Origin of the sequence: Dyadobacter sp. CECT 9275, assembly GCF_907164905.1 — a bacterium.
Classification (GTDB): Bacteria; Bacteroidota; Bacteroidia; order Cytophagales; family Spirosomataceae; genus Dyadobacter; species Dyadobacter helix.
Window position 1 is genome coordinate 4,104,711 of sequence record NZ_CAJRAF010000002.1, and the last position, 24,462, is coordinate 4,129,172.

Genomic DNA, 24,462 nt, shown 5'->3' on the forward strand with positions numbered 1-24,462 from the left:
CCGGATTGTTAATTCTATTCTAATTCAGCAATGCTGTAATGAGCGGTTTCAGGAACAAAACACCAGCTCCGGTAATGATTATGTTGATAATCGCCAGCGGTATAAGTTTTTTCCAGCCCAGATTCATCAGCTGGTCATAACGGAAACGAGGGATTGTCCAGCGTACCCACATGTAAAAGAAGACAAAGAACAGCGCTTTTCCGAAGAAAACAGCCGTACCAATGAGCGTGGCTACATTATGGCCCGTGGTGGTACCCAATGAGGCGGTAAGCTGATTGTAAACCCAATCCATTCCGGGATAATTATATCCGCCAAAATATAGGACAGAAATAATGGCCGAGGAAATAAACATGTTGATGTATTCTGCAAACAGGTAAAAACCAAGTTTCATGCTGCCATATTCGGTGTGATAGCCACCCACAAGTTCCGTTTCGCATTCAGGGAGGTCAAACGGTACCCTGTTACATTCTGCAAAAGAACAGGTTATAAAAATGATAAAGCCAAGCGGTTGGTAAAAAATATTCCAGTTTCCTCCATGCTGCTGTGATACAATTTCGCCCAAAGATAATGAGCTGCTCATCATTAGAATAGCGATGAGAGAAAGCCCCATAGCTACTTCGTAACTGATGTTCTGCGATGCAGCACGGATGGCTCCAAGTAGGGAAAATTTATTATTTGAAGCCCAGCCGCCCACCATAATACCATATACCCCAAGGGCAACCACACCAAATACATACAAGATACCAATATTGGACTCTACGCCCTGTAAAGGAACTTCAAAGCCATTAAAACGGAACGTGCTGCCAAAGGGAATTACAGCACTGGCCAGAAGTGCGGTGAGCATGGCAAGGCTGGGACCTGCAATAAAAAGCCACTTGTTAGCTAATGCCGGGATGAAATCTTCTTTGAAAAACATCTTACCTGCATCTGCCAGTGGCTGTAAAAGCCCCCCTGGCCCCGCGCGGTTGGGCCCCATCCTGTCCTGGATAAAACCAGCCACCTTCCGCTCGCCCCAGGTGGAATACATGGCGATCAGCAGCGTGAGTACAAATACGCCGAGTATGGTGACGGTCTTGATGATAAACTCAGTTAATTCCATTTTAGAAGGTATTCAAATTAATTATTTCGTGCCGATAAAGACCGATGGTTTGCCTTATCATTGTTTTCAATACTTTGGTGGCGGATGGTGTCTTCATCCGTCACGTAGGGCCGGGAATCATCAATTTTCTTAAATTGTGAAGCCGCTAGCTGTAATGCAAAGTCTGGTTTTTTGACGAGATCAGCCCGGTATTTATTAGCCGAGATCACGGAGCTTCTTTTCACTTTGGTTGGCCCTTCAAGCGTCCATTCGCTGGTTTTCTTTCTTTCAAACCGGCATTTGTTGCAGATGAATTCGTTGACTTCACCCCATGTATTTTTACGGGCTGTCACACGGATGACCTCATCACCACGGTACCAGAGCGTCACTTTACCGGAACATTTGTCACAGTCACAGTGGGCGTCTTCCGGTTTGGAGAACCATACCCGGTTTTTAAAACGATAAGTTTTATCCGTTAGCGCTCCTACCGGACACACGTCGATGATGTTTCCGGAGAAATCGTTATCAATACTTTTCTGAATGTAGGTACTTATTTCAGATGCATCACCCCGGTTCATTACACCATGGACGCGTTTATTGGTAATTTGATCAGCTGTATAAACACACCTGTAGCAGAGGATACAGCGGGTCATGTGAAGCTGTACGTAGGGGCCGATATCTTCTTTTTCAAAAGTACGGCGTTCTTCCTCGTAACGGGTTTTTACAGAACCGTGTTCAAATGCAAAATCCTGCAGGTGGCATTCTCCGGCCTGGTCACATATGGGGCAGTCCAGGGGATGGTTGATGAGCAGGAATTCAACAATTCCTTTTCTGGTCTCAAGAACCGCAGGGTTAGTAGTATTCTCAACAACCATACCTTCCTGAACCTGTGTAATACAGGAGGGTACAAGTTTTGGCATAGGCCGGGGATCCTTGGCGGAGCCTTGGGCAACCCTTACCAGACAAGCTCTGCACTTACCGCCGGAGGCTGGAAGGGGCTTGTAGTAACACATGGCAGGAGGTACCAGGCCGGTTTGACTTTCGTCCGCCTCGGCAATTTTTCTGGCCGCCTGCATGATGGTTGTTCCCGGCGCCACTTCCACCTCAATGCCGTCGAAGGTTATCTTAACTAATTGTGGTTTTATTTCTTCCATGCCAATTAATATTTAGTGCCGCTGATCAATCTGCTTCAAAGATCTCATAGGCACCAATGGTTTTATCAGTTCTAAGGTGTTGAGTGAAGATAATGTTTTTATCAATCCAATGATAAGAATTTTTTAATCCCCATTACACCAATGCCATTTCGCCCTGATACACCGCACCAGGCTGCGAGGCCTCCTGCGGATGGGTGATATGCCAAACGAATTCATCACGGAAATGCCTTACTGCACTGGCTACCGGCCAGGCCGCGGCATCGCCAAGGGGACAAATGGTGTTCCCTTCTATTTTCTTGGAAATATCTACAAGCAAATCTATGTCGTGCATGCTACCATGACCGTGTTCAATGCGGTGGAGGACTTTTTCCATCCAGCCTGTTCCCTCACGGCAAGGGCTGCATTGTCCGCAGGATTCGTGGTGATAGAACCGCGAAAAATTCCATGTATTTTTAACGATACAAGCCGTTTCGTCGAATACAATAAAACCTCCTGATCCAAGCATGGTACCCGTGGCAAAACCACCGTCGGACAATGATTCATAACTCATGAGCCGGTTTTCACCATTGGCTGTTTTCATGATCAGATGTGCAGGAAGAATAGGTACCGAGGAGCCTCCTGCCACCAGAGCCTTCAGGTGATGTCCCTTTCGGATACCGCCGCAGTATTCATCGGAATTCATAAATTCTTCAACACTCAGGCCGAGTTCTATTTCGTAAACACCCGGTTTCTGGATGTGTCCTGATGCCGAAATAAGTTTTGTACCCGTGCTTCGGCCCAGGCCAATACCTGCATAGGCATCACCACCATTGTTGATGATCCAGGGCATATTGGAAATGGACTCCACGTTGTTAACAACAGTGGGGCTTTGGTAAAGGCCCTTCACGGCCGGGAATGGCGGTTTGTTTCTTGGATTTCCTCGTTTTCCTTCTAAAGATTCCAGCAAGGCAGTTTCTTCACCACATATATAGGCACCGCCTCCGGGCTGTACAACCAGTTCAAGATCATAACCCGAACCCAGAATGTTTTTACCCAGAAATCCTTTTGCCTTTGCTTCTTCAATGGCCTGTTCCAAAATACGAATGACGTACATCAGCTCTCCGCGTACGTAAATGAAAGATTTGTTGGCACCAAGAGCGTAACTGGAAACAATCATTCCCTCCACCAAAAGGTGAGGTATGGTTTTCATCAGGAAGTGATCCTTGAAAGTCCCCGGCTCCGATTCATCCGCATTGCAAACCAGGTAACGGGGTATGCCTTCGGGCTTGGCAAGGAAACCCCATTTCATTCCCATCGGGAAACCCGCTCCGCCTCGTCCTCTCACACCAGATTTTTTCGCTTCTTCCACCACTTCGTCGGGAGTCATGGTTTTCAGCGCTTTTTCTACCGCAGTATATCCTCCGTTTTTTCTGTAAACATCGAAGGTTTCAATTCCGGGAATATGGATGTGTTCCGTTAATATTTTCTTAGCCATTTCAGGATATATGATTAGCTGCCTGTGAAAAGCTTACTTACTAAGTTCGTCAATAATTTCGTCAACCTTTTCTTTGGTCAGGTTCATGTAGTATTTTTCCCGGATCTGAAAAACCGGTCCCCAGCCGCAAGCAGCGAGGCACTCTACTTCTTTGATCGTAAAAAGGCCGTCGGGTGTGGTCTGCCCGGCTTCTATCCCCAGCTTTTGTCTGAGATAGTTGTAAATCTCTTCTCCTCCCATCAGGCAGCAGGGGCCTGTACGGCAATATTCTATCACATGTTTTCCAACAGGATCCACGTGATACATGGTATAGAATGTAGCAACTTCATACACCTCAACCGGCTTGATATTCAGGATTTCTGCAACGTAATCCATCGTTTCGCTGCTTACCCAACCCCACTGCTCCTGCGCAAGGTGCAGAATGGGCAGTAATGCCGATTTCTGGCGACCTTCCGGATATCTTGCTATGATTTCTTTTACTTTAACCAGTCGTTCGGGGGTAAACGCTACGGTGTTTGGAGTATCAGTCATTGTTTTGCTAACTAGGTATTTTCAAATCTTCTGAAAGGTTAAATGACTATGTTTATCAAGGCTCGGACCAGGGAACAACCATGAGACACATTTTATTCAACGCTGTTCTTTCAAAATATCATTTTGTTTGGCTCAGGCATCCAGTTCACCGGCGATCACATTGAGGCTACTCATGGTAAGAATAGCGTCTGAAAGTGAGCTTCCCTTGCACATTTCCGGGTATGCCTGATAATATATAAAACTTGGTCTGCGGAAATGCAGCCTGTACGGAGCCCTTCCTCCGTCACTGATCAGATAAAAACCGAGTTCTCCGTTTCCGCCTTCCACAGAGTGATATACCTCCCCAATGGGGGCATCAATCTCACCCATTACTATTTTAAAATGATAGATTAGTGCCTCCATGCTCCGATATACTTCTTTTTTAGGAGGCAGATAAAATTCCGGAGCATCCGCATAGTAGGGGCCTTCCGGCAGGTTGTTGATAGCCTGTTCCACTATTTTCAGGCTTTGCCACATTTCTTCATTCCTGACCATGTAGCGGTCATAGGTGTCTCCGTTCTGGCCAACGGGTATGCTGAAATCAAAATCTTCGTACGAAGAATACGGATTCATTACCCTGACGTCGTAATCCAAACCTGCTGCTCTTAGGTTTGGGCCTGTAAAGCCATAAGATAATGCGCGCTCCTGAGAAATAGGACCAACATTAATGGTACGGTCCATGAAGATACGGTTACGGTTGAGAAGCTTTTCCAGTTCTCTTAAAACCGGTGGGAAGGTTTTGATGAATTCATGTATCTTTCTGATCGCCGTGCTGGAAAGGTCTCTTTCCATACCGCCCACACGGCCCATGTTGGTTGTCAGACGGGCACCGCAAACCTCTTCATATATTTCATATATTTCTTCCCTTTTCTGCATCACATATAAAAAGCCGGTGAAGGCTCCAGTATCCACACCCAGGATACTGTTACAGATGATATGGTCGGATATCCGTGCGAGCTCCATCATGATCACCCTGATGTACTGTGCCCTTTTGGGGACTTCTACCTGAAGGAGTTTTTCTACTGTCATGTGCCATCCCAGATTATTAATGGGAGACGAACAGTAATTCATCCGGTCGGTAAGTGTTGTGATCTGATAAAAGGGCCGTCTTTCGGCAATTTTCTCGAATGCCCTGTGGATATATCCGATGGTCTGCTCACCTGAAACAATTTTTTCACCATCCATTTTGAGGATGTTCTGAAAAATTCCATGTGTGGCAGGGTGGGTAGGCCCAAGGTTAAGGGTAGTCAGTTCTTCAACCAGCTCGGGTAATTCCGAGTTAGCAGGAACATTACGCGGTAATAATTCAATATCTGCCATAGCTTTATACTATTCTATGAGATTTACCTTCCAAAAAGTGCGTCAATCTTATCCTCCCGGGTAGCATCTTCGAGGGGGTATTCCTTGCGCATCGGGAAATAATCCATTTCTTCAATATTCAAAATTCGCTTAAGATTCGGATGGCCGTCAAAAATGATCCCAAAGAAATCATAGGTTTCGCGTTCCATCCAGTTGGCACTGGCATACAGGCCTGTGGCGGTAGGTATATGAATATCCAGCTGTGAGAGGGATACTTTGATCCTCACACGGAAGTTATGGATGAAGCTATGTAAATGATACACGACCATGAATTCCTTGCCGGCGTTATCGGGGTAATGGATCCCGGTGATGTCGGTAAGGAAGGTAATCTGGTAGTTTTTATGTGTGTTCAGAAATTCGAGCAGCGATATAATTTCTTCGCGTGTGGTGGAGAGCGTCAGTAGCCCGTATGGCTCCTCAAAATCAAAAACCTGATCCCCGAATTTTCCTAAAATTTCCTCTGCTACCTCCTGATTGCTAAGCATACGGTTATTGTATATTATAAGATTCCAGCAAGTGCTTATATTCATCGGTATTACGCCGACGGAGTTTTTCATTTTGAGCAAGGTACTGAACCTGCATGAGGCCGTCAATGATCTGTTCGGGCCGGGGAGGGCATCCTGGTACGTACACATCCACGGGGATGATCCTGTCGATACCCTGCAGTACACTGTAGGTATCAAATATTCCTCCGCTGGATGCGCAGGCTCCTACCGCCATCACCCAACGTGGTTCAGCCATCTGCAGATATACCTGTTTTACTACGGGTGCCATTTTTTTGGCGATGGTCCCCATTACCATCAGCAGGTCGGCCTGGCGGGGCGAAAAACTCGGACGTTCCGATCCAAAGCGGGAAATGTCATAATGTGCACCCATGGTGGCCATAAATTCAATTCCGCAGCAGGACGTTGCGAAAGGAAGCGGCCATAACGAATAACTGCGGGCTAATCCGATCGCCTCATCAAAGGAGGTTGCAAAAAAACCTGAACCGCTATGCCCCTGAGGTGCTTCTGCTATTGTTACTTCTTTCATAATATGCCAGTGTTGCGATATTCAATGATCTACTCTTCCCAGTTCAGTACTCCCTTGCGTATCACATAGTAAAACCCGGACAGAAGGAGCGCCATAAAAACTAACATTTCTATGAAACCAAACATTCCCAATCCTTTAAAGTTAACTGCCCAGGGATACATAAAAATAACCTCTACGTCGAAGAGGACAAACAGTATCGCCACCAGAAAATATTTAACGGAAATAGGTGTCCGGGCATCTCCAACGGATTCTATACCACATTCAAAGGGGTCGTCCTTTAACTTGCTTTTGCGGCTTGGGCCTATCAGGTGGGTGACGATCATGGTACCGCCTATAAAACCCACGGCCAGCAGAAACTGAACGATAATAGGAAGATAGTCTGATGGAAGATACGTATTTTTCATTTTTAATTAACAGGCATGTTGTACTGAATTCTGCCACAAATCAAAGAAATGGCAGTTTGCGCTCTTTCTTTCAAAGTTAGTTGCTGCAAATTTATCAATCAAATTCTTTGGTTTTTCTTTTGTCTAATTAGTTTCATACTAAATAAGCCCCGGATGGCCGGGGCTTATGAAACACTAAAATATGGGAAGGTTACCTGATGACGACCTGCTTGGTGAGACTTTGCCCTTCTCCCACCACTTTGAGAATGTACTTTCCGGAAGCTAATTGCTCAATCGGTAAATCAACCCTGCTTTTAAGAAGCGGAATGGTCTTGTGGAAAATCTCTCTGCCAAAAATGTCGTACATGGTAATCACTGCATTCCGGATATCATCTCTAGATTCGATATAGACGTAACTTTCCTGGCTGGGATTGGGGTATATCACCACTTCGTTCTGTTCGTTTGTCTTGAAATCTCTGGCGGAGGTATCGGAGTAGCAGGTCAGGGAATTGTTGCCAATTGTAAATACCACTTTCGCTTTTGTAGAATAAGTACCGGTTTTCAGGATCTTAATAATTTTGGCGGTGGTATCTGTGTCAGAGCCGGGTCTGCGCCATATGAATACTTCTCCCAGCTGCTGCTGACTAATATTTGCGGTAATACTGAATGGCCCGGAGGATTCAATGACCGGCTTATCAATTTTGGGCTGGATGGTCAGGGAAGCGTCGGAGGATTTTTCGGATGTACATCCGAAAATGTTTGACCTTTGCACGTAATAACTGCCGCTTTCAGCAATTTTGGCAGCAGCACCTGTTGCTACCAGGGTGTTACTTGTTTTTTCGTACCAGCTAAAGATATCATTCGCGCCATTTACCGAAAAGGTGAAGGTGGAGTCGGCACAAGCCTGTTGCTGACCTTGCTGGATGATAGAGGGAGTGGCGGGCTTGGCGTTATTTTCAAGTACCACCACCGGCGTTAATATTGAGTTACCGCTGGCATCTTTTACCGTTGCCCGGTAGGTGCCCGCATTGGTAACCCTGATTGAATTGCCGGTTGCTCCGGTATTCCATTGGTAGGAGGCATATCCGGCAGGTAAGGTAATCGTAACGGCATTGTTTTCGGTTACGCAGGTAGCTGATATCTGGGGCAGCGGAGCGGGGGCCAGAGGGGTCACCGTCGAGAAAAACCTTGCATCCAGTACATTATACCAGGCATTTGCAAGAATCTTTAGGGCTTCGTTTCCAACAAAGTGGGTTCTGTCGGGAAGGCGCTCTGGTACCAGCGGGTCCGTTTCGGGGCCAGGGTATGTTGGATTGAAAGGGGTATCGATGACGGCGTTCTGCGCTGCGATGATATTGGGGAACGTTCTGTTGGGCGTCTGGGAGTTTTCCGAGGTACGGGATGTCCTGGCAATTACCCAGGTGATTCTTTTTCCGCCGGTCTCATTACCAAGGCGGTTCATAATGTTTTGCAGATGGTCGCGGTAGGTTGAAGCCGGGGTTCCGAAAAGGCCATCCGTTTCTCCCTGCATCCATAAAATGGCCCGTACACCATACTGATTGGCGTAGTTTCTGGCCGCGATCCTGAGATTGGCATAAGGCATCTGATCGGGGTAAACAAAACCGCCGTATTTGTTTTTTGTAGGAAGTCCTTGCGAACTCAGTGCCCAGTTTTCAATGGAGGTGCCTTCCCATGCAGTGTTGATAAAAAGCACGGGTACGTTTAGCCTGGCTACCAGCTGATCTCCCAAGGTCCCCCAGCACCATGCACTCTGGCCCCGGGGGGACATGATGCTCAGATCTGAGGTTATTTTTGCAAACTCCGGAGGTGTGGGATCGGTGAGCCGATCCACACCATCATTGTTATAGTTGGATATATACATGACCCGGTCATCAACGGCCGACGGGCCTGGGTAATTTTTAAGGCCTTGCGCATTGGACTGTCCTGAAATGATAAAAACTTCCCCCACGCCCAATCTTTCGAGCACGTCACGGCCAACGACAGTCCCTGCTGAAATGGCTCGTATTTCAACAGCATACCAGCCTCCGGCGAGTGTGATATTCCCTGCAAAAACGCCTCCTTTAGGAGCTGCCTGCAGAACATCCCAGGGGGTTTCAATTCCCTGTCCTAAAATGACAGGTACCGCCCTTACCTCGATTTTATCAACCGGTATGCTAAAGGTTCCATTGATGGTAACTGTTCTTTTACCAGTGGCGTCCTGCTGATACACAGCCCGGGGTACCGGAGATGTGATTTTGATTTGAGAAAATACTGCCGAAGGTATGATACAAAACAAAAGAAAAGCCTTTGCCACTACCTGGTTAATAAAGTTATTGTACATTTTAATCTTTGAACAAGTAAAGTTTCTCAAATTCAGAAAGATAGTTCTAATAGCTATTGGCTCTGTTTACCGAATTATGCAACTGCAAATTTAAAAGATTATTTTGGCTATAATATAACTATTCCGGTTTTTTGAATAGACTAATTTACGCAGGTCTTAATGAGACAGAACGATTTTTTGTGCTCCGCTGTAATCAGAGGATATGATCCGGATGATATAGATGCCTGTCGAAAGGTCCGAAATGTTAAAAATCTTTTGTCCGTCAAATTTATTTACAAGAAAACTTTTGTGAATAACACCGCGGCTATCCATGACCTCCACTCTTGCATTGCTGATATTCTGGATGGTTTCAACGGTTATTATACCTGTACTTACGGGGTTGGGATAAACAACCATACCGCCGGTGGTCATATCTGCCGAAAAGATGAAAGGGGCCGAGAAGTCGGAATAGCAGCTTAATGTGGGACTGTAGACCACGGTATTATTGACGGTATATGTTCCGGACTGCACGACCTTGATTGTTGTACTTTTTTCCGATAAAACGGTCCCGTCTCTGAGCCACACATGATCTCCGTCGTTGATGTTGTTTTCCGATATCAGCGTGTAGGTTCCTGTTTTTCTGATCGTGGGAGTAGAAGGGGTGGGTTTAACATCTACCAGGATTGCTGTAGAGTATGGAGAATAGCAACCTTTGTCGTCCACAATACGGGCCGCGTAAGATCCGGAAGTGGTAACGTCTATAATTTCCGCTTCCTGACCACTCGTCCAGAAAAACGTTTGTCCTTCTGACGCCTGCAGCTGCACGGTATCTCCGTCACAAAATGTGGTAAGTCCCAGTGCGGTGGTTTTGGGGGCAGGAGGAAGTGCCAATGTTTGGGTGCTGATCTGATTACTCGGATCGGAGTAGCACTGGAATTCATTGATAGTCTGGACTGTATAAGAGCCTGCTGTGGTGATGGTGACGCTCTGGGAAGACTCGCCATTGCTCCATAAATAACCCACGGCGGTTGTCGATTCCAATTTGACACTCAAATCGGCACAAAAGGTTGTGGGGCCGACAGCCGTGATAGCAGGCTGTGGAGGCAGGGGATTCTTTACAACTTTGGTAACAGCAGAGGCGATGGAAATGCAACCCTTTTCATCTTTGGCTGAGATCGTAAAATCGCCGCTTTCGCGTATATCAATTTCACGGTTACCTGATCCGTTACTCCAGACGTAGCTGTAGGCTTCACTACTGCGGAGGGTGGTGTAATCCCGTTCGCAGAAAGTAGTAGGCCTCAGGGCGGTGACGGAAGGTGTGGCAGGCAGCGGATTCACCTTGACAACCACTTCGTCTGATCTGGATTCACAGCCATTACCGTCTCTCTGAGTCAAAGAAAAAGTACCGGATACTTTGACCGGTATAGTCTTCGAGGTGGCCGTTGTACTCCAAATGTTGCCGGTATCATAGTTTGAAGTCATGTTAAGTGTACCTCCGTCGCAAAATTCGGTAGGACCACTCAGGCTAATCTGGGGCCGGGCGGGAAGCGGATTGACTTTTACCGTAAGGGGATCTGAATCTGGTGAAAAACATCCCAGGTTGTCAAGCGCTCTGACCCGGTAGTCTCCGGATACCTTGGCGGCTATAGTTGCAGTGGTTTCTCCATTGGACCATACACTTTTTACGGCAGAGCTGGACTGCAAATTTACACTCCCGCCATCACAAAATGTGACAGCTCCGCCGGCAGTAATCGTGGGTTTGGGTGGTAAGGGGGCGTTCAGTACGGATATGGCATATTTGTCAGAAGTAGCTTCGCAGCCATAAATATTTTTGGTAGTAACGGTGTATTCGCCTCCCGTGGTAACACCTAGTCGCTGGCCTGCAAAACCGTTATTCCAGGTTACGTTTTCATTGGTGCTGGCTATTAAAACAGCTGTGTTTCCGATACAAACCGGATTGCTCCCTTCCAGCGTAATGGAAGGTTTGCCTGGCTGTATGGGCTCACTGATGCGGATCTCCGGGGAATAGATGAAATTCCCTTTGTCATCCCGGGCCACAGCGCGATAACTGCCGTTACCAACTTGAATGGTATTTCCGTTCTGTCCGCCAGACCAGGATATGGAATTATAACCGACAGCATCCACACTGATATTGACGGAATTATTTCCAGAACAGGAAATGCTTGGCCGTAGCGGACCCTGGCCTGTTTGCGGTTGCGACTGCGAAAAAAAGGAGTCGTTGAGCTGATTATTCCAAGCCGAGGCAAGTTCTGTTATTCCTGGCCCGTTGAAGTGAACTCCTTCTCCATTGCCACTTCCTTCTTGGCGGGGAATTTGGATTAAATCGGTATTAGGTCCTGCAAAAACATTGGCTACATTATTGATCACCTTTTTCTGGCCTTCAATCGTATTATTATTAGTGCCATGTGCATTATCATAGGAGGTAAGGGCCACCATCCAGCTTACATTTTTGCCGCTTTCGTTCCGACTGGCATCAATAACCGCTTTAAGATCACTAGCATATTCATCTGTTGTGGCAGGGAACAGATTTTCCGCTTCTCCCTGCTCCCATAACACCGCCCTAACGCCGGTAATAGGAACGTAGTACTGCATTACCCATCGCAGGTTAATATAGGGCATTCCGCTTGGAGAATAGGGCAAGGGGACATAAGGCGAAAAGGAGGTACCCGTGATACCTTCGCGCCAGGATTTTACCCGGGTACCTTCAAAAGCTGTATTGTAGAACAGAATCGGAACATCTAATTTTGATGCCAGCAGATCACCAAGCCGGCCCCAGGCCCAGGCAGACTCCCCTCTGGGGGATATGCTGGAGGAAGAATTCAGGTGACTGAAATGGGGATAGGGCAGGCCGGAAGCCTGCATATCGTTGGTATTGTTATAATTGACACAACTCACCCGGTCATCTGCTGCATCTGGCGAGCCCCGGTTCAGAAAACCCTGGCCGTTGGATTGTCCGCTGATAATGAAAACTTCTCCCGCCCCAACATGTTCAACAGACGAGGTACCAACCACTTGGTCGCCCAGCATTCCACGAACTTCCAACCGGTACCATCCACCGATAATTTCTATGCTTCCTGAGTAGAACCCACCCTGAACATTGGACTGGATGGTTTGCCAGTCTGTGGAATTCCCGCCGTCCCCGATCTTCGTAACTTTGGCATCGACGCGATCAATGCGCCTTGTGTAGTTGCCGCCAATATGAATTGTAGCGTGATTGGTGTTATTCCTCTGAAAGACAGCCCTATCCATGGGATAATCGATGCTTAACTGGCCGTAAGAATTAGCAGGTAAGAGAGAACAGAATAGAAATGCTACTGTTAAAAGTCGCAGACAAAATATCATGATAACCCAGAATTTCAAGACAAAGTATCGTTGGAGACACCAAAATTGCAATAAAAGGTTGCCTCGGGCAAAAAAAATTATCTAACGGGTAACGTCTCGTTGATAGATCTCCAGATAGCGTCTTTTAATTGTTCTATTCCTTCTTGAGTTATTGCAGAAATGGGTATAACCCGAATTTCGGCAGGGGCAGTTAATTTTAGTTCATCCCATTCTTCGGGTAAAAGAATATCCATTTTGGAAACCGCCAGGATACGGTTTTTGTCGAGCAAAGAGGGGTTATACAGACGGAGCTCCTGCAGCAAGGTCTGATATTCTGCATTGATATTTTCGGTTGTTGCCGGAATCAGAAAGAGTAGGATAGAATTTCGTTCAATATGTCTTAGAAACCGTAGCCCCAGTCCTTTGCCCTGCGAAGCTCCTTCGATAATCCCCGGGATATCCGCCATGACAAAGGATTTGAAATCCCTGTAGGAAACCACACCCAGGTTCGGTACCAGGGTGGTAAAAGGGTAATCGGCAATTTCGGGCCTGGCCGCTGAAACTGCCGACAGTAATGTTGACTTTCCTGCATTGGGGAAACCCACCAGTCCAACATCCGCAAGTACCTTAAGTTCAAGAATTACCCAGGCTTCAAGTCCTGCTTCGCCGGGTTGGGCATACTGCGGGGTTTGATTGGTGGATGATTTAAAATGGTCGTTTCCCATTCCGCCGCGCCCGCCTCGCAGCAGAATTACCTGTTGGCCATCCTCCGTAATTTCGAACAGTTCCTCACCTGTCTCCGCCAGTTTGGCAATGGTGCCGAGTGGTACTTCCAGTATGATATCCTTCCCTTCGGCGCCGGATCTTCTGCCGCCTTCTCCGCCTTTTCCGTCAAAAGCTTTGATATGCTTTGTGTATTTAAGGTGGAGCAGTGTCCAGAGCTGGGCATTTCCTTTCAGAATTACGTGTCCGCCGCGCCCGCCATCACCGCCATCGGGCCCGCCTTTTTCGACGTGTTTTTCTCTGCGGAAGTGCATGGAACCCGCACCACCCGCGCCCGACTTGACATTTAACTTTACGTAATCAATGAAATTGGAAGAGGCCATAAATTTTAATTCTGAAAATATTAATTAGCCAATTGCCTCTGTAATCATCTGGAAGATAGTTTCTACTTCTCCGATACCGTCAATAGATGTGTATTTATTTTGGGACTGATAATATTCCGCAACCGGCGTGGTCTTTGTGTTATACTCATGTATTCTCTTGCTGATCAGTTCTTCGTTCTGATCATCTGGCCTTCCGGAGGTTTTTCCCCGGTTTAAGAGACGGGCCAGTAATTCATTGTCATCCACCACCAAAGCCACCATCAGGGTAATGGACTCGTTATAGGTAGCAAGCAGTGCGTCAAGTGCCTCAGCTTGTTTGACTGTTCTTGGAAAACCATCAAAAATGAATCCTGCTGCATTTCGGTGTTCCTTAAGCTTATTATCAATCATCCCGATCACCACCTCATCAGGAACAAGTATCCCCTGGTCCATCAACGTTTTGGCTTTTAGCCCAAGCTCGGATCCTGCCTGGATCTCTGACCGCAAAAGATCTCCCGTTGAAAGGTGGATCAGCTTATATTTTGCTATTATTTTCTCACTTTGGGTGCCTTTCCCAGCGCCCGGAGGGCCAAAAAGTATAAGATTGAGCATGGTGGCTTAATAATTGGATGTCGCTTTTTCAGGTTGATTTTCGGCAAATTTACAATTCTTACCACATGACAGCCTAATTATCATCAATATTTTCCAATAAAAAATCCCCTTAGTTATCAAAAACAAGGGGATTTTTAAGAAAGCCAGAAATGGCTCAGGGAATAACAATCCTTTTTACTGCTCCGTCTTCATTTTGTACAACGGTAACAAACAGCGTTCCTTTGGCATTTTTCTTTATTTCAACTTGTCCCACAAACTCTCCGGAAAAGTCTTTTATTTCTTTTTTGCCCACTTCCTTTCCTCTCGTATCGGTTACCATAATGGCAACATCCCCCTTGCCAGGAGCCAGGAAACGAACGTTCAGGCTGCCATTATCGGGATTGTTGCTATAAACATTAAGCCCTTTTATCGAAGAAGGCTTCTGCACCTCTTTGTGCCATAAGTCACCCATTCGTTCGCCCCAGTCTTCCATATCTTTCATCATTACCTTTGCCTTTGGCTTGAAATCCCTTTCGAAGTTACGAAGATGGGTACGTAGCTTTTCGGTATCGAAATCGAAATCATGGTTGAAGTTATCGTTATAGTGAAATGCTAGCGGCTCCCGCTCATCGCGGTGGTTCATAATCGTTTGCTTTTTCCTGCGGGTGGTAATGCTGGGGCCATCGCCATCATCCACTGTTACCGAAACGGTTCGGTTTTCCTTGCCATCCACACCAAGGGAGTCCAGAACCTTATCTACAAATGCCTTGCGTTCCTGGTCAGACATTTTAGGCATCACATAGCTTTTTTCAATATCACGGATCTTGCCATTATTATCCTCTGTCACTTTGATTTTAATCGAAGTTTTTTGAGATTCACCTGATTGGGCAAAAGCAATATCCGGCAGCACCATGCAGGCCATAACCATCATGTATACTACCATTCCTTTGAGTCGTAAGTGCTTCATGTCTTTGATGTTAAGTGAATGAAAGTTGGACCATTACAAAATTATCAGTTGTTCACCGGCAGTGCTGTTAAATTATGTTAAAAGCATGAACAGCGCCTGTTTTCACTGTAAATTTGTTAATATGAGGTAAGGACGGGAAACAGGTATGTGCCGTTGCATGTGATCAAAAAATGATGACAAAAAGAAAAATTCAGATTATAGTAGGCCTGATGTGCCTTGCCCTGATTGGGCTGATCGGCTTCCAGTGGTACTGGATCAGGGAGGCCATTGGTATAAGGAACGATCAGTTTGACCATAAAGTAGCTGAATCAGTACAGCAGCTGATACATCGCCTCGAAAAGCAGGAAATGATGTATCTGTTACAGCAACGTATCGAAAGTGAGCAGCAAAAAAACCGGCTGGACAGGATTGCGCAGCTGCGAAATATGCCTTTGAAGAAGTCTCCCGCTCCAGCTAGGGAGGTAAAACAAGAGCCCAAGGCGCCCTCAAAATTCGAAGTATTTCTCGGTCCGAACGGAGAAGAGATACATTACCAGATTGTGACGGAAGCCGTTCCGACGGATGTTTTAAGCCCCAATATCCGCATCATGGCGGAGCATCAGCAGCAGATTATAGAGGAGTTTTTTCAGGCCCAGCAATTCGGGATGGCGGGTATGGACGAGTTCGTGAAGAGGCGCATGGACGATGAGCGCCGCCTTGGCAATGTATTTAATGAAGCCTTTGCCGCAACCGGGAAGCCATTGAATACAAAGACCGGAGAGGTACAGCGGGATTCGGTCCGCCAGTTCAGGAGTTACAAGGGCCAACGAGTGAAGGACGGCCGTGCCCCGATTATCCGTGACCTTACGATTAACGGACAAAACCCCGACAGGGTGAATCTGCTGCGGGATGTAATGAAGGATCTGATGTATACCAAAAGGCCAATTCAGGAACGTGTGAACCGTTTTCTGCTGGATACCCTGTTAAAAAAGGAACTGAATGAAAATGGTATCACCTTGTCTTATGAGTTTGCAGTACAGGAAAATGAGAATAATAATTTTGTGTTCTCAACCGCCGGACAGAAGATCGGAGACTGGCAGGCCAAATCATTTAAAGCAGCGCTTTTTCCTAACGAAACCACCCAGGCTCAGAATTACTTGTATGTATATTTCCCAGATCAGGAAAAGTATATCTTAAGCAATATGAGCGTAATGTTCGGTGGGTCCGGTATCCTGATCCTCGTGGTGATGACCTGCTTCTATATGGCTGTTACCACAATCCTGCGGCAAAAAAAGCTCTCTGATATTAAAAATGATTTTATCAACAACATGACCCATGAATTTAAAACGCCGATCTCTACCATTGCACTGGCAACGGATATGGCGCAGGAAAACGCAAGCCAGGCGGATGAGGCTATAAAGGCTTCCCGGATGTCGCGGTATCTGGGGATTATCCGGGAAGAAAATAAAAGACTGGGCGTCCATGTTGAAAAGGTACTGCAGATGGCATTGCTCGACAAAGGGGAAGTGAAGCTCAAAAAAGGATTGGTAGATATGAACGACCTGCTGACGGGCGCCTTGAACAGTATGAGTATGCAGATCGAGCAGCGGGGCGGGCAGGTCGGCCTGGAATTAGAAGCCGAGGAGCAGACCATAGAAGGAGACGAGGTGCATTTGTCCAATATCATGAAAAACCTGATTGACAATGCCATTAAGTATTCTCCCCAGGAACTGACCATCGGTATTTCAACCCGGAATGTAAATGATGGTATCCTGATATCCATTTCTGATAAGGGAATGGGAATGAACAAGGAACAGCAGCACAGAATATTTGATACCTTTTACCGTGTACCAACAGGGAATGTTCATGATGTGAAAGGCTTCGGACTGGGATTGAGTTATGTAAAAAAAATGGTGGAAGCTCATCACGGAACGGTGCGTGTAGAAAGCAAAGTGGGAGCAGGGAGTACATTTGTGCTGTGGTTTCCCAACGTTACGCCGCTATAATATTTTAGAAAATTTGCGATTCAAATCCTAACTTGCCTGCTTTTTAAGGCAGTAACGTGCGACTTAACGCAAATTTTTAGCTACAAAATGATTTCCAAAACTTATGCCCCGCAGGAAATAGAGGACAAATGGTATTCCTACTGGATTGAAAACAGATATTTTAATTCAAAACCTAATCCCAAAAAAGAACCCTATACCATTGTAATTCCGCCACCCAATGTAACTGGCGTGTTACACATGGGGCACATGCTCAATAATACGATACAGGACATTCTGATCCGCAAGGCCCGGATGGAGGGAAAAGAGGCCTGCTGGGTACCCGGCACGGATCACGCCTCCATTGCCACCGAAGCAAAAGTGGTAGCTATGCTGAAAGAAAGAGGTATCAGTAAAAATGACCTCACCCGGGATGAGTTTCTTGAGTACTGCTGGGAGTGGACGCACAAATATGGCGGTATCATTTTGAAACAGCTCCGGAAACTGGGTGCTTCCTGTGACTGGGAACGCACCAGGTTCACTATGGAACCTGACCTGTACGATTCGGTTATTGACGTATTCATTGATCTGTACAATAAAGGAGATATTTACCGCGGACACCGCATGGTGAACTGGGATCCGCAGGCCCGTACTACGGTTTCGGATGAGGAGGTGATCATGAAGGAGGTAAATCAGAAACTGGTTTATCTGCGCTACGAACTGGTGGGTGCGGCGGATGCCGAGCACGGGGTAATTGTGGCCACCACGAGGCCGGAAACCATCATGGCCGATGTGGCTGTTTGTGTTAATCCCAATGACGAGCGTTATCAGCACCTCATAGGCAGGGAGGTTCGCATTCCGCTCATCAACAGGGCTATCCCCATTATTGCGGACGACTATGTGGAAATGGAATTTGGAACGGGCTGCCTTAAGGTAACCCCTGCACATGATACCAATGATTACGAACTGGGCAAGAGGCATAACCTTCCGATTATAGATCTGCTGAATGAAGACGGAACACTCAACGAAAAGGCACAGATACTGGTGGGAGAGGACCGTTTTGCGGCTCGTAAAAAGATCATCCGGTTGCTGGACGAATCGGGTAGTCTGGTAAAAACAGAAGAATATAAATCCAACGTAGGACATTCGGAAAGGACGGATTCCGTCATCGAACCAAGGCTTTCGGAACAATGGTTTTTGAAAATGGCAAAAATTAGCCAGCCCGCTTTCGAAAACGTAATGAACGATACGGTCCAGCTTATTCCACCTAAGTTTAAAAATACCTACCGGCATTGGATGGAAAATGTCCGTGACTGGAACATCAGCCGTCAGTTATGGTGGGGGCATCGGATCCCTGCCTTCTACCTTAAAGATGGTACGCTGATTGTAGCAAAAAATAAACGTGAGGCTTTGCGTAAAGCACAGCACGACTACCAGCTGTTTGCTCTTACGGAAGAAGATATCGAACAGGACCCGGATGTGCTGGATACCTGGTTTTCGTCCTGGCTGTGGCCTATATCGGTTTTTAACGGTATAAAAGAGCCTGAAAACGAAGATATCCAATATTACTACCCGACCAATGACCTCGTAACAGCACCGGAGATTCTCTTCTTCTGGGTGGCGAGGATGATTATTGCCGGTTACGAATACAAGGGTACTTATCCTTTTAAAAACGTATATCTCACAGGGATCGTGAGGGATAAACTCGGGCGAAAAATGTCCAAATCCCTGGGTAACTCACCGGATCCTATCGATCTTATTGAGCAATACGGTGCAGATAGTATCCGTACCGGTATGTTATTTACCTCCCAGGCAGGAAATGACCTGCCTTATGATGAAAAACTGATTGAGCAGGGCCGAAATTTCTGTAACAAGATATGGAATGCGTTCAGGCTGGTGAAGGGATGGACGATAAACCCGGAAACCGCCTTTTCTGGTAATCCTTCGTTTGGATCACTTTGGGTTAATTATCAAAACATGGACAATGAAATCGCATGGTTTGAGTCCAAATTCAACCAGACGTTGCTAGAGGTTCAGGACCATTTTTCGAAGTTCAGGATTTCAGATGCCCTCAACGCCGTGTATAAGCTGATATGGGACGATTTCTGTGCGCAGTACCTTGAAATGATCAAACCGGAGTTTGGTCAGCCGATAGAAGAAGTTGTTTACATGATCACCCTCGATTTCTTTGACCGGTTGATGCGTCTGGCTCATCCGTTCATGCCATTTATAACGGAGGAAATCTGGCAGAATATTGCGGACAGAGATAACAAGGAATCGATTTGTATCGCCAGTTTTCCCAAACCAGGATTGGTCAATTCGGCTTTGTTAAACGATTTTGATATACTGTTTGAACTGGTATCGGCTATCCGGAACGTACGGAATAGCAAAAACGTCAGCCCTAAAACAGCCCTTCCTTTGGCAATAAGAACAGAATGGAAGGCCAGGTACGAAAAGCTGGAACCTCTGATCAAAAAACTAGCCAATACCGAAAGTATCACCTATGTTGAAGGAGATGTGGCAGGTACATCTTTCCGTGTCAGGGCTGACGAATTTTTTGTAAATCTGGAAGGGGAGGTTAATGTAGAAGAGGAAAGGGAAAGTTTGTTAAAAGAACTGGAGTATACCGAGGGATTTCTGAATTCGGTTATCAAAAAGCTCTCCAATGAACGGTTTGTACAGAATGCCAAAGGGGATATCGTGGAAAAGGAGCGCCAGAAACAGGCGGATGCGGAAGCTAAGATTGTAACGTTGAAGGAAGCGTTGTCGCGGTTATCCTGATACTTGTTGCCAGGAAGCGTAGCCATTGGGCTCTCACTTCCTGGCAATAATTTGAATTCACTTTGATTTTATGAACTTGGAGCTTTCTTCTGTCCCGTTGGTAAAAATAAGTTTAAGCAGGTAGGTACCGGTGGACAAATTTTCAACATTAATTTCCGGATTCGGAGTACTATCTGACTGATACATGACCTGGCCGTTGGTGTTCAGGATTTGTACCTTTTCAACAGGCTCTGTTTCGTTTGACGAAAAAGTAAGTGTCTTACTGACCGGATTCGGATAAACCGATAATTTTTCTTTATCGAAAGTAACATTTACAATCCGGCTATAGCCGAATGTATTGTCACGATCGATCATTTTCAGCCGGTAAAGGTTATTGCCGTTGGCGGGAGAAGCATCGGTAAGGCCATAAGTTGAAATGGCATCTTTCACATCCCCCTGAGCCATTACCGTACCAATGGTCGTCCAATGCTTGCCATCATTGCTTCTTTGAACTTCAAACCGGTCGCTGTTTGTCTCTGATGAGGTTTGCCAGGAAAGTACCGCCGTTTTTCCTTCGGGACGTGCTTTAAAGTCGATGAGTGTCACAGGCAGCGCTGTATTGACTGCGAAAGAGGTAGTGACCGTTTTATTCATACAGCCACTGCGTTTTACCAGCATGGTGTAGGTATAGGAACCTTCTGTCTGTGGAGCAGTGATGCTGATGGAATTTCCGGAAACATTATTCACACCGTTGCCACTCCAGGTGTACAGGGCTCTGTCGCATTCTGCTCCTGAACATGTGGTATTTAAGGTCACCGATTCCCCGGGCCTTACCGATGAGTTGGAAGGAGAGGCGGATAGGGAAAACGTACAGGGGAGATAGTTAGATGTGCTCCAGATACTTTCCCAGTAGCCGTCGTCCTGCATTTTAATCGAAATGGGCTTGGCGTCTGCAGTAGCCCAATCCCTGCCTCCCAGCGTCTGCCATTGGTCAAAGAGAGCGTTGCCGGTAAAGACATTCGGAAAAATGTTGATAGAAACAGGCGCTGACCGGGTTGGTGGAGTATAAGCTGTATTGATGTATTTTTGTTTGTTAAGGGCAATTCCTTCTGCAAGCTGAGCAATTTCATTGTCATAAAAGTGCATGGCAATGTGAACATAGTCCGCTCCGTGAACAAATGCACGTTCGAACCAGGATGTTGCCAAACCTCCCCAAATACCGGATCCTCCACTGGGCTGGCCCAAATCCTCGGGGTCAAATTCGACAGCCGCAATTTTATTAATATTAGAGCCTTTTATACAATCAATCCCGGATATTTTCCGCCACAGATCACTGTCATTGGTACCATCGGAGGTGTAAATTCCATCACCCAGATCCAGCGCCAGCGGAAGCGAGCTGTTGTGAAGGTGACGAATATTTCCCTGCTGCCCACCAAAATCGGAAGCAAAAAACAGTACTTTGATGGAAGAGCTTCTTGCTTTAACGGTTTGATAGAACTTTTTATACAGATTGAGCAAGCCCCAGGCAGCAAACCTGTGAAAATCGCGGCCAATTTCTGAGTTCCAGTCCACATCAGCTGGCTGAGGGGCCTCGGTTCTGTTATATGTATTCCTCCCCCAGGTAATGGTGTTGGCGCCGGGGTATCTGCGCGTTAAGAAATCGTTTCTCCAGGCCATCCTTGCTTTGTAGTCATACATCCCGATATAGGTAACATCATTTTTGGACAAACTGGGGACATAATATTCTTCCGTTGGGTTATTACCCACTTCAACGTAAAGTATTTTTGAATAATAATCCGAAAGCTGGCTCAGGGCGTGATCAACATAGGCCAGGAATTTTGTATTGGCCGCATCGGAATAAAGGGAAGGGCATGTGTGGGCAATGTTTGTTTGGACGAGCGTGCTATCCTGGATCCGGGAAATATCAGGACTACTGAAATAGGTATCATTCCATGAGCCAGGCCGCAGATAGGAAAAGTGCAGGGCTACCTTCATATTAAGATCCACAATTGCTTTGATGGCTGCCTTAAGTTTATCTCCCTGGTAATTGCCAGCCGTAGGCTCATAATGGTTCCATTCGATATGCAGCCGCACTGCCGTGGGGCTGGCACTCATCTGGCTACCGCCCGATGGAGTATGCGTTAAATTAGCAAATTTTTGGATATACGTCCATTGATTATCGGCAATACCGTTGGTGGTGTTGCGGTCAAATCCATATCCTGTGGTGTTTAGGATGATCTCCCGCTGAGCATGTGAGTTATGGCAGCAGATAAAAAAAAACAGGGGGAAGAGGAACTGTCTGACCAGAGATGGAAAGATAAAACTAACTTTTTTCAGGGAACTTTTTTGTTGCATACTTAATAGATAATACCTACAACTTTGGCTTAAAGAAACTATAAAATGTAGTTTTAGTATTTTGTGGTGTAGAATATTTACTACAAAACGAGGCTGTAGAGAGCTTTTGTTCATATAAACCAAAGTACTTATTTCCGGCTTTCCAAATTTTTCTTCAAAAAATGTACTATTTTCTTAGTAGAATTTATTTTGAAACAAGGATAGAGATCCTTTTGTTTTGATCAACACAGCAGAAAACCCATTTCATTGGGTAAAAAGCACCATGTGAATTTGTTTATAACAAAAGCGGGCACCTGATTCATGATGAACCAGGTGCCCGCTTTCAGAATGGCGAAACGGATCGGTTATACTAATTTCTTATATTTTATGCGGGTTGGCGTAGCTTCCGATCCCAGCCGCTTTTTCCGGTTCTCTTCGTATTCCGAAAAGTTTCCTTCAAACCAATACACCTGTGAATTTCCTTCAAAAGCAAGGATATGGGTTGCCACCCTGTCCAGGAACCACCTGTCGTGCGAGATGATCACTGCACAGCCTGCAAAGTTTTCGAGGCCCTCTTCCAGTGCCCGCAGGGTATTCACGTCGAGGTCGTTGGTAGGTTCATCCAGTAACAAAAGATTACCGCCTTCTTTGAGTGTCATGGCCAGATGCACACGGTTTCTTTCTCCACCCGAGAGCGTCCCCACTTTTTTCTCCTGGTCGCCGCCACCAAAATTGAACCTGCTGACGTATGCCCTTGCGTTGGCCTGCTTTCCGGCCATCATGATCCAGTCATTGCCGTCAGCAATACTTTGGTACACTGTTTTGGCTGGGTCCAGGTTATCATGTTCCTGATCTACGTAGGCGAGCTGTACGGTTTCTCCCACTTCAAAATGCCCGCTCATCGGTTTTAGCTGGCCGGTAATTAATTTAAAAAGAGTGGTTTTACCTGCGCCGTTCGGCCCAATTATACCTACAATACCATTGGGCGGTAATGCGAAATTCAGATTTTCGTAAAGAAGGCGGTCGCCAAAACCCATGGAAACGTCGTGAGCTTCAATCACCTTGCTACCAAGACGGGGGCCCGCCGGAATGAAGATTTCCAGTTTTTCTTCTTTTTCACGTCCTTCTTCTCCCAGCAGTTTTTCGTAAGCTCCAAGGCGTGCCTTCGATTTTGCCTGGCGTGCTTTAGGCGAAAGACGTACCCATTCCAGTTCCCGCTGTAAAGTTTTCTGGCGTTTGGATTCAGTTTTTTCCTCCTTCTTCAGGCGTTCCTGTTTTTGCTCAAGCCAGGAAGAATAATTTCCTTTCCAGGGGATACCTTCTCCACGGTCGAGCTCCAGTATCCAGCCCGCAACGTTGTCTAGAAAGTACCTGTCGTGGGTAACTGCAATGACGGTACCTTTGTATTGCCTTAAATGTTCTTCAAGCCAGAGTACCGACTCTGCATCCAGGTGGTTGGTAGGCTCATCGAGCAAAAGCACGTCGGGCTGGCGCAATAATAAACGGCAGAGAGCAACGCGTCTTTTCTCACCACCTGACAGTGTGGAGATAAGTGCATCGGATGGCGGGCACCGGAGCGCATCCATTGCTACTTCCAGGCGATTATCAAGATTCCAGGCATCCAGGGCGTCCAGTTTTTCTTGAACCTCCCCCTGCCTTTCCAGAAGCTTGTCAAAATCGGCATCTTCTTCCCCGAATGCTTCATTGATCTGGTCAAACTCTTTCAGGAGATTTACAATTTCCTGAACGCCTTCTTCCACCACTTCACGAACTGTTTTGGCAGGATCGAGTTTGGGCTCTTGTTCCAGCATACCTACGGAGTATCCCGGGGAGAAAACCACATCCCCCTGAATATCCTTATCTATGCCCGCAATGACACGCAGCAAGGTTGATTTTCCTGATCCGTTAAGACCCAGAACACCGATTTTTGCACCGTAAAAAAATGATAAATAAATGTTTTTTATAATATGCCGGTTGGGGGGAATGATTTTGTTAACACCCGACATTGAGAAAATAATGGTTTCGTTACTCATTTTTTAGTTAATTTGTGCG

The 24,462-nt window shown here is 46.3% G+C and carries 17 protein-coding genes; 2 read left to right on the forward strand and 15 right to left on the reverse strand.

Annotation, left to right across the window (positions count from 1 at the left end; translation table 11 throughout):
• Positions 1 to 19: 19 nt before the first annotated feature.
• From nuoH to KOE27_RS24990, 13 genes are all read right to left on the reverse strand, one after another.
• On the reverse strand, positions 20 to 1,099 hold the full coding sequence (nuoH, locus tag KOE27_RS24930; protein ID WP_215241409.1) for an NADH-quinone oxidoreductase subunit NuoH: 1,080 nt from the start codon (positions 1,097 to 1,099) through the stop codon (positions 20 to 22).
• Between the two features lie 17 nt (positions 1,100 to 1,116).
• Positions 1,117 to 2,232: a 2Fe-2S iron-sulfur cluster-binding protein gene (locus KOE27_RS24935; RefSeq protein WP_215241410.1), complete on the reverse strand. Its 1,116-nt coding sequence runs from the start codon at positions 2,230 to 2,232 to the stop codon at positions 1,117 to 1,119.
• A 133-nt stretch (positions 2,233 to 2,365) separates the two neighbouring features.
• Positions 2,366 to 3,706: an NADH-quinone oxidoreductase subunit NuoF gene (nuoF, locus tag KOE27_RS24940; RefSeq protein ID WP_215241411.1), complete on the reverse strand. Its 1,341-nt coding sequence runs from the start codon at positions 3,704 to 3,706 to the stop codon at positions 2,366 to 2,368.
• A 33-nt stretch (positions 3,707 to 3,739) separates the two neighbouring features.
• Positions 3,740 to 4,237, reverse strand: a complete 498-nt coding sequence (gene nuoE / locus KOE27_RS24945) for an NADH-quinone oxidoreductase subunit NuoE (protein WP_215241412.1) — start codon at positions 4,235 to 4,237, stop codon at positions 3,740 to 3,742.
• A gap of 132 nt (positions 4,238 to 4,369) precedes the next feature.
• On the reverse strand, positions 4,370 to 5,596 hold the full coding sequence (gene nuoD, locus KOE27_RS24950; RefSeq protein ID WP_215241413.1) for an NADH dehydrogenase (quinone) subunit D: 1,227 nt from the start codon (positions 5,594 to 5,596) through the stop codon (positions 4,370 to 4,372).
• 23 nt (positions 5,597 to 5,619) lie between these two features.
• Positions 5,620 to 6,120, reverse strand: coding sequence for an NADH-quinone oxidoreductase subunit C (locus KOE27_RS24955; protein WP_215241414.1), 501 nt, complete (start codon positions 6,118 to 6,120; stop codon positions 5,620 to 5,622).
• A 4-nt stretch (positions 6,121 to 6,124) separates the two neighbouring features.
• Positions 6,125 to 6,667 (reverse strand): NADH-quinone oxidoreductase subunit B, encoded by a 543-nt coding sequence (locus KOE27_RS24960; RefSeq protein ID WP_215241415.1) that lies wholly within the window; start codon positions 6,665 to 6,667, stop codon positions 6,125 to 6,127.
• A gap of 29 nt (positions 6,668 to 6,696) precedes the next feature.
• A complete protein-coding gene (locus KOE27_RS24965) occupies positions 6,697 to 7,071 on the reverse strand; it encodes an NADH-quinone oxidoreductase subunit A (RefSeq protein ID WP_215241416.1) in 375 nt (124 codons plus the stop codon).
• A 190-nt stretch (positions 7,072 to 7,261) separates the two neighbouring features.
• On the reverse strand, positions 7,262 to 9,391 hold the full coding sequence (locus KOE27_RS24970; RefSeq protein ID WP_215241417.1) for a sialate O-acetylesterase: 2,130 nt from the start codon (positions 9,389 to 9,391) through the stop codon (positions 7,262 to 7,264).
• Between the two features lie 156 nt (positions 9,392 to 9,547).
• On the reverse strand, positions 9,548 to 12,640 hold the full coding sequence (locus KOE27_RS24975; RefSeq protein WP_229252944.1) for a T9SS type A sorting domain-containing protein: 3,093 nt from the start codon (positions 12,638 to 12,640) through the stop codon (positions 9,548 to 9,550).
• A 170-nt stretch (positions 12,641 to 12,810) separates the two neighbouring features.
• Complete coding sequence (gene obgE, locus KOE27_RS24980) at positions 12,811 to 13,818, reverse strand: GTPase ObgE (RefSeq protein WP_215241419.1); 1,008 nt, start codon at positions 13,816 to 13,818, stop codon at positions 12,811 to 12,813.
• Between the two features lie 24 nt (positions 13,819 to 13,842).
• Complete coding sequence (locus KOE27_RS24985; protein ID WP_215241420.1) at positions 13,843 to 14,409, reverse strand: adenylate kinase; 567 nt, start codon at positions 14,407 to 14,409, stop codon at positions 13,843 to 13,845.
• A 154-nt stretch (positions 14,410 to 14,563) separates the two neighbouring features.
• Positions 14,564 to 15,355: a T9SS type A sorting domain-containing protein gene (locus KOE27_RS24990; protein WP_215241421.1), complete on the reverse strand. Its 792-nt coding sequence runs from the start codon at positions 15,353 to 15,355 to the stop codon at positions 14,564 to 14,566.
• A gap of 170 nt (positions 15,356 to 15,525) precedes the next feature.
• Between KOE27_RS24990 and KOE27_RS24995 the strand changes: the two genes are divergently transcribed.
• Positions 15,526 to 17,340 (forward strand): sensor histidine kinase, encoded by a 1,815-nt coding sequence (locus KOE27_RS24995; protein ID WP_229252945.1) that lies wholly within the window; start codon positions 15,526 to 15,528, stop codon positions 17,338 to 17,340.
• An 87-nt stretch (positions 17,341 to 17,427) separates the two neighbouring features.
• On the forward strand, positions 17,428 to 20,097 hold the full coding sequence (locus KOE27_RS25000; RefSeq protein ID WP_215241422.1) for a valine--tRNA ligase: 2,670 nt from the start codon (positions 17,428 to 17,430) through the stop codon (positions 20,095 to 20,097).
• A 57-nt stretch (positions 20,098 to 20,154) separates the two neighbouring features.
• On the opposite strand, the gene KOE27_RS25005 is transcribed toward KOE27_RS25000, so the two are convergent.
• Both KOE27_RS25005 and ettA read right to left on the reverse strand, forming a co-directional pair.
• Positions 20,155 to 22,431 (reverse strand): T9SS type A sorting domain-containing protein, encoded by a 2,277-nt coding sequence (locus KOE27_RS25005; RefSeq protein ID WP_215241423.1) that lies wholly within the window; start codon positions 22,429 to 22,431, stop codon positions 20,155 to 20,157.
• 344 nt (positions 22,432 to 22,775) lie between these two features.
• Entirely contained in the window at positions 22,776 to 24,443 is a 1,668-nt protein-coding gene (gene ettA, locus KOE27_RS25010; protein WP_215241424.1) for an energy-dependent translational throttle protein EttA, read from the reverse strand.
• Positions 24,444 to 24,462 lie beyond the last annotated feature (19 nt).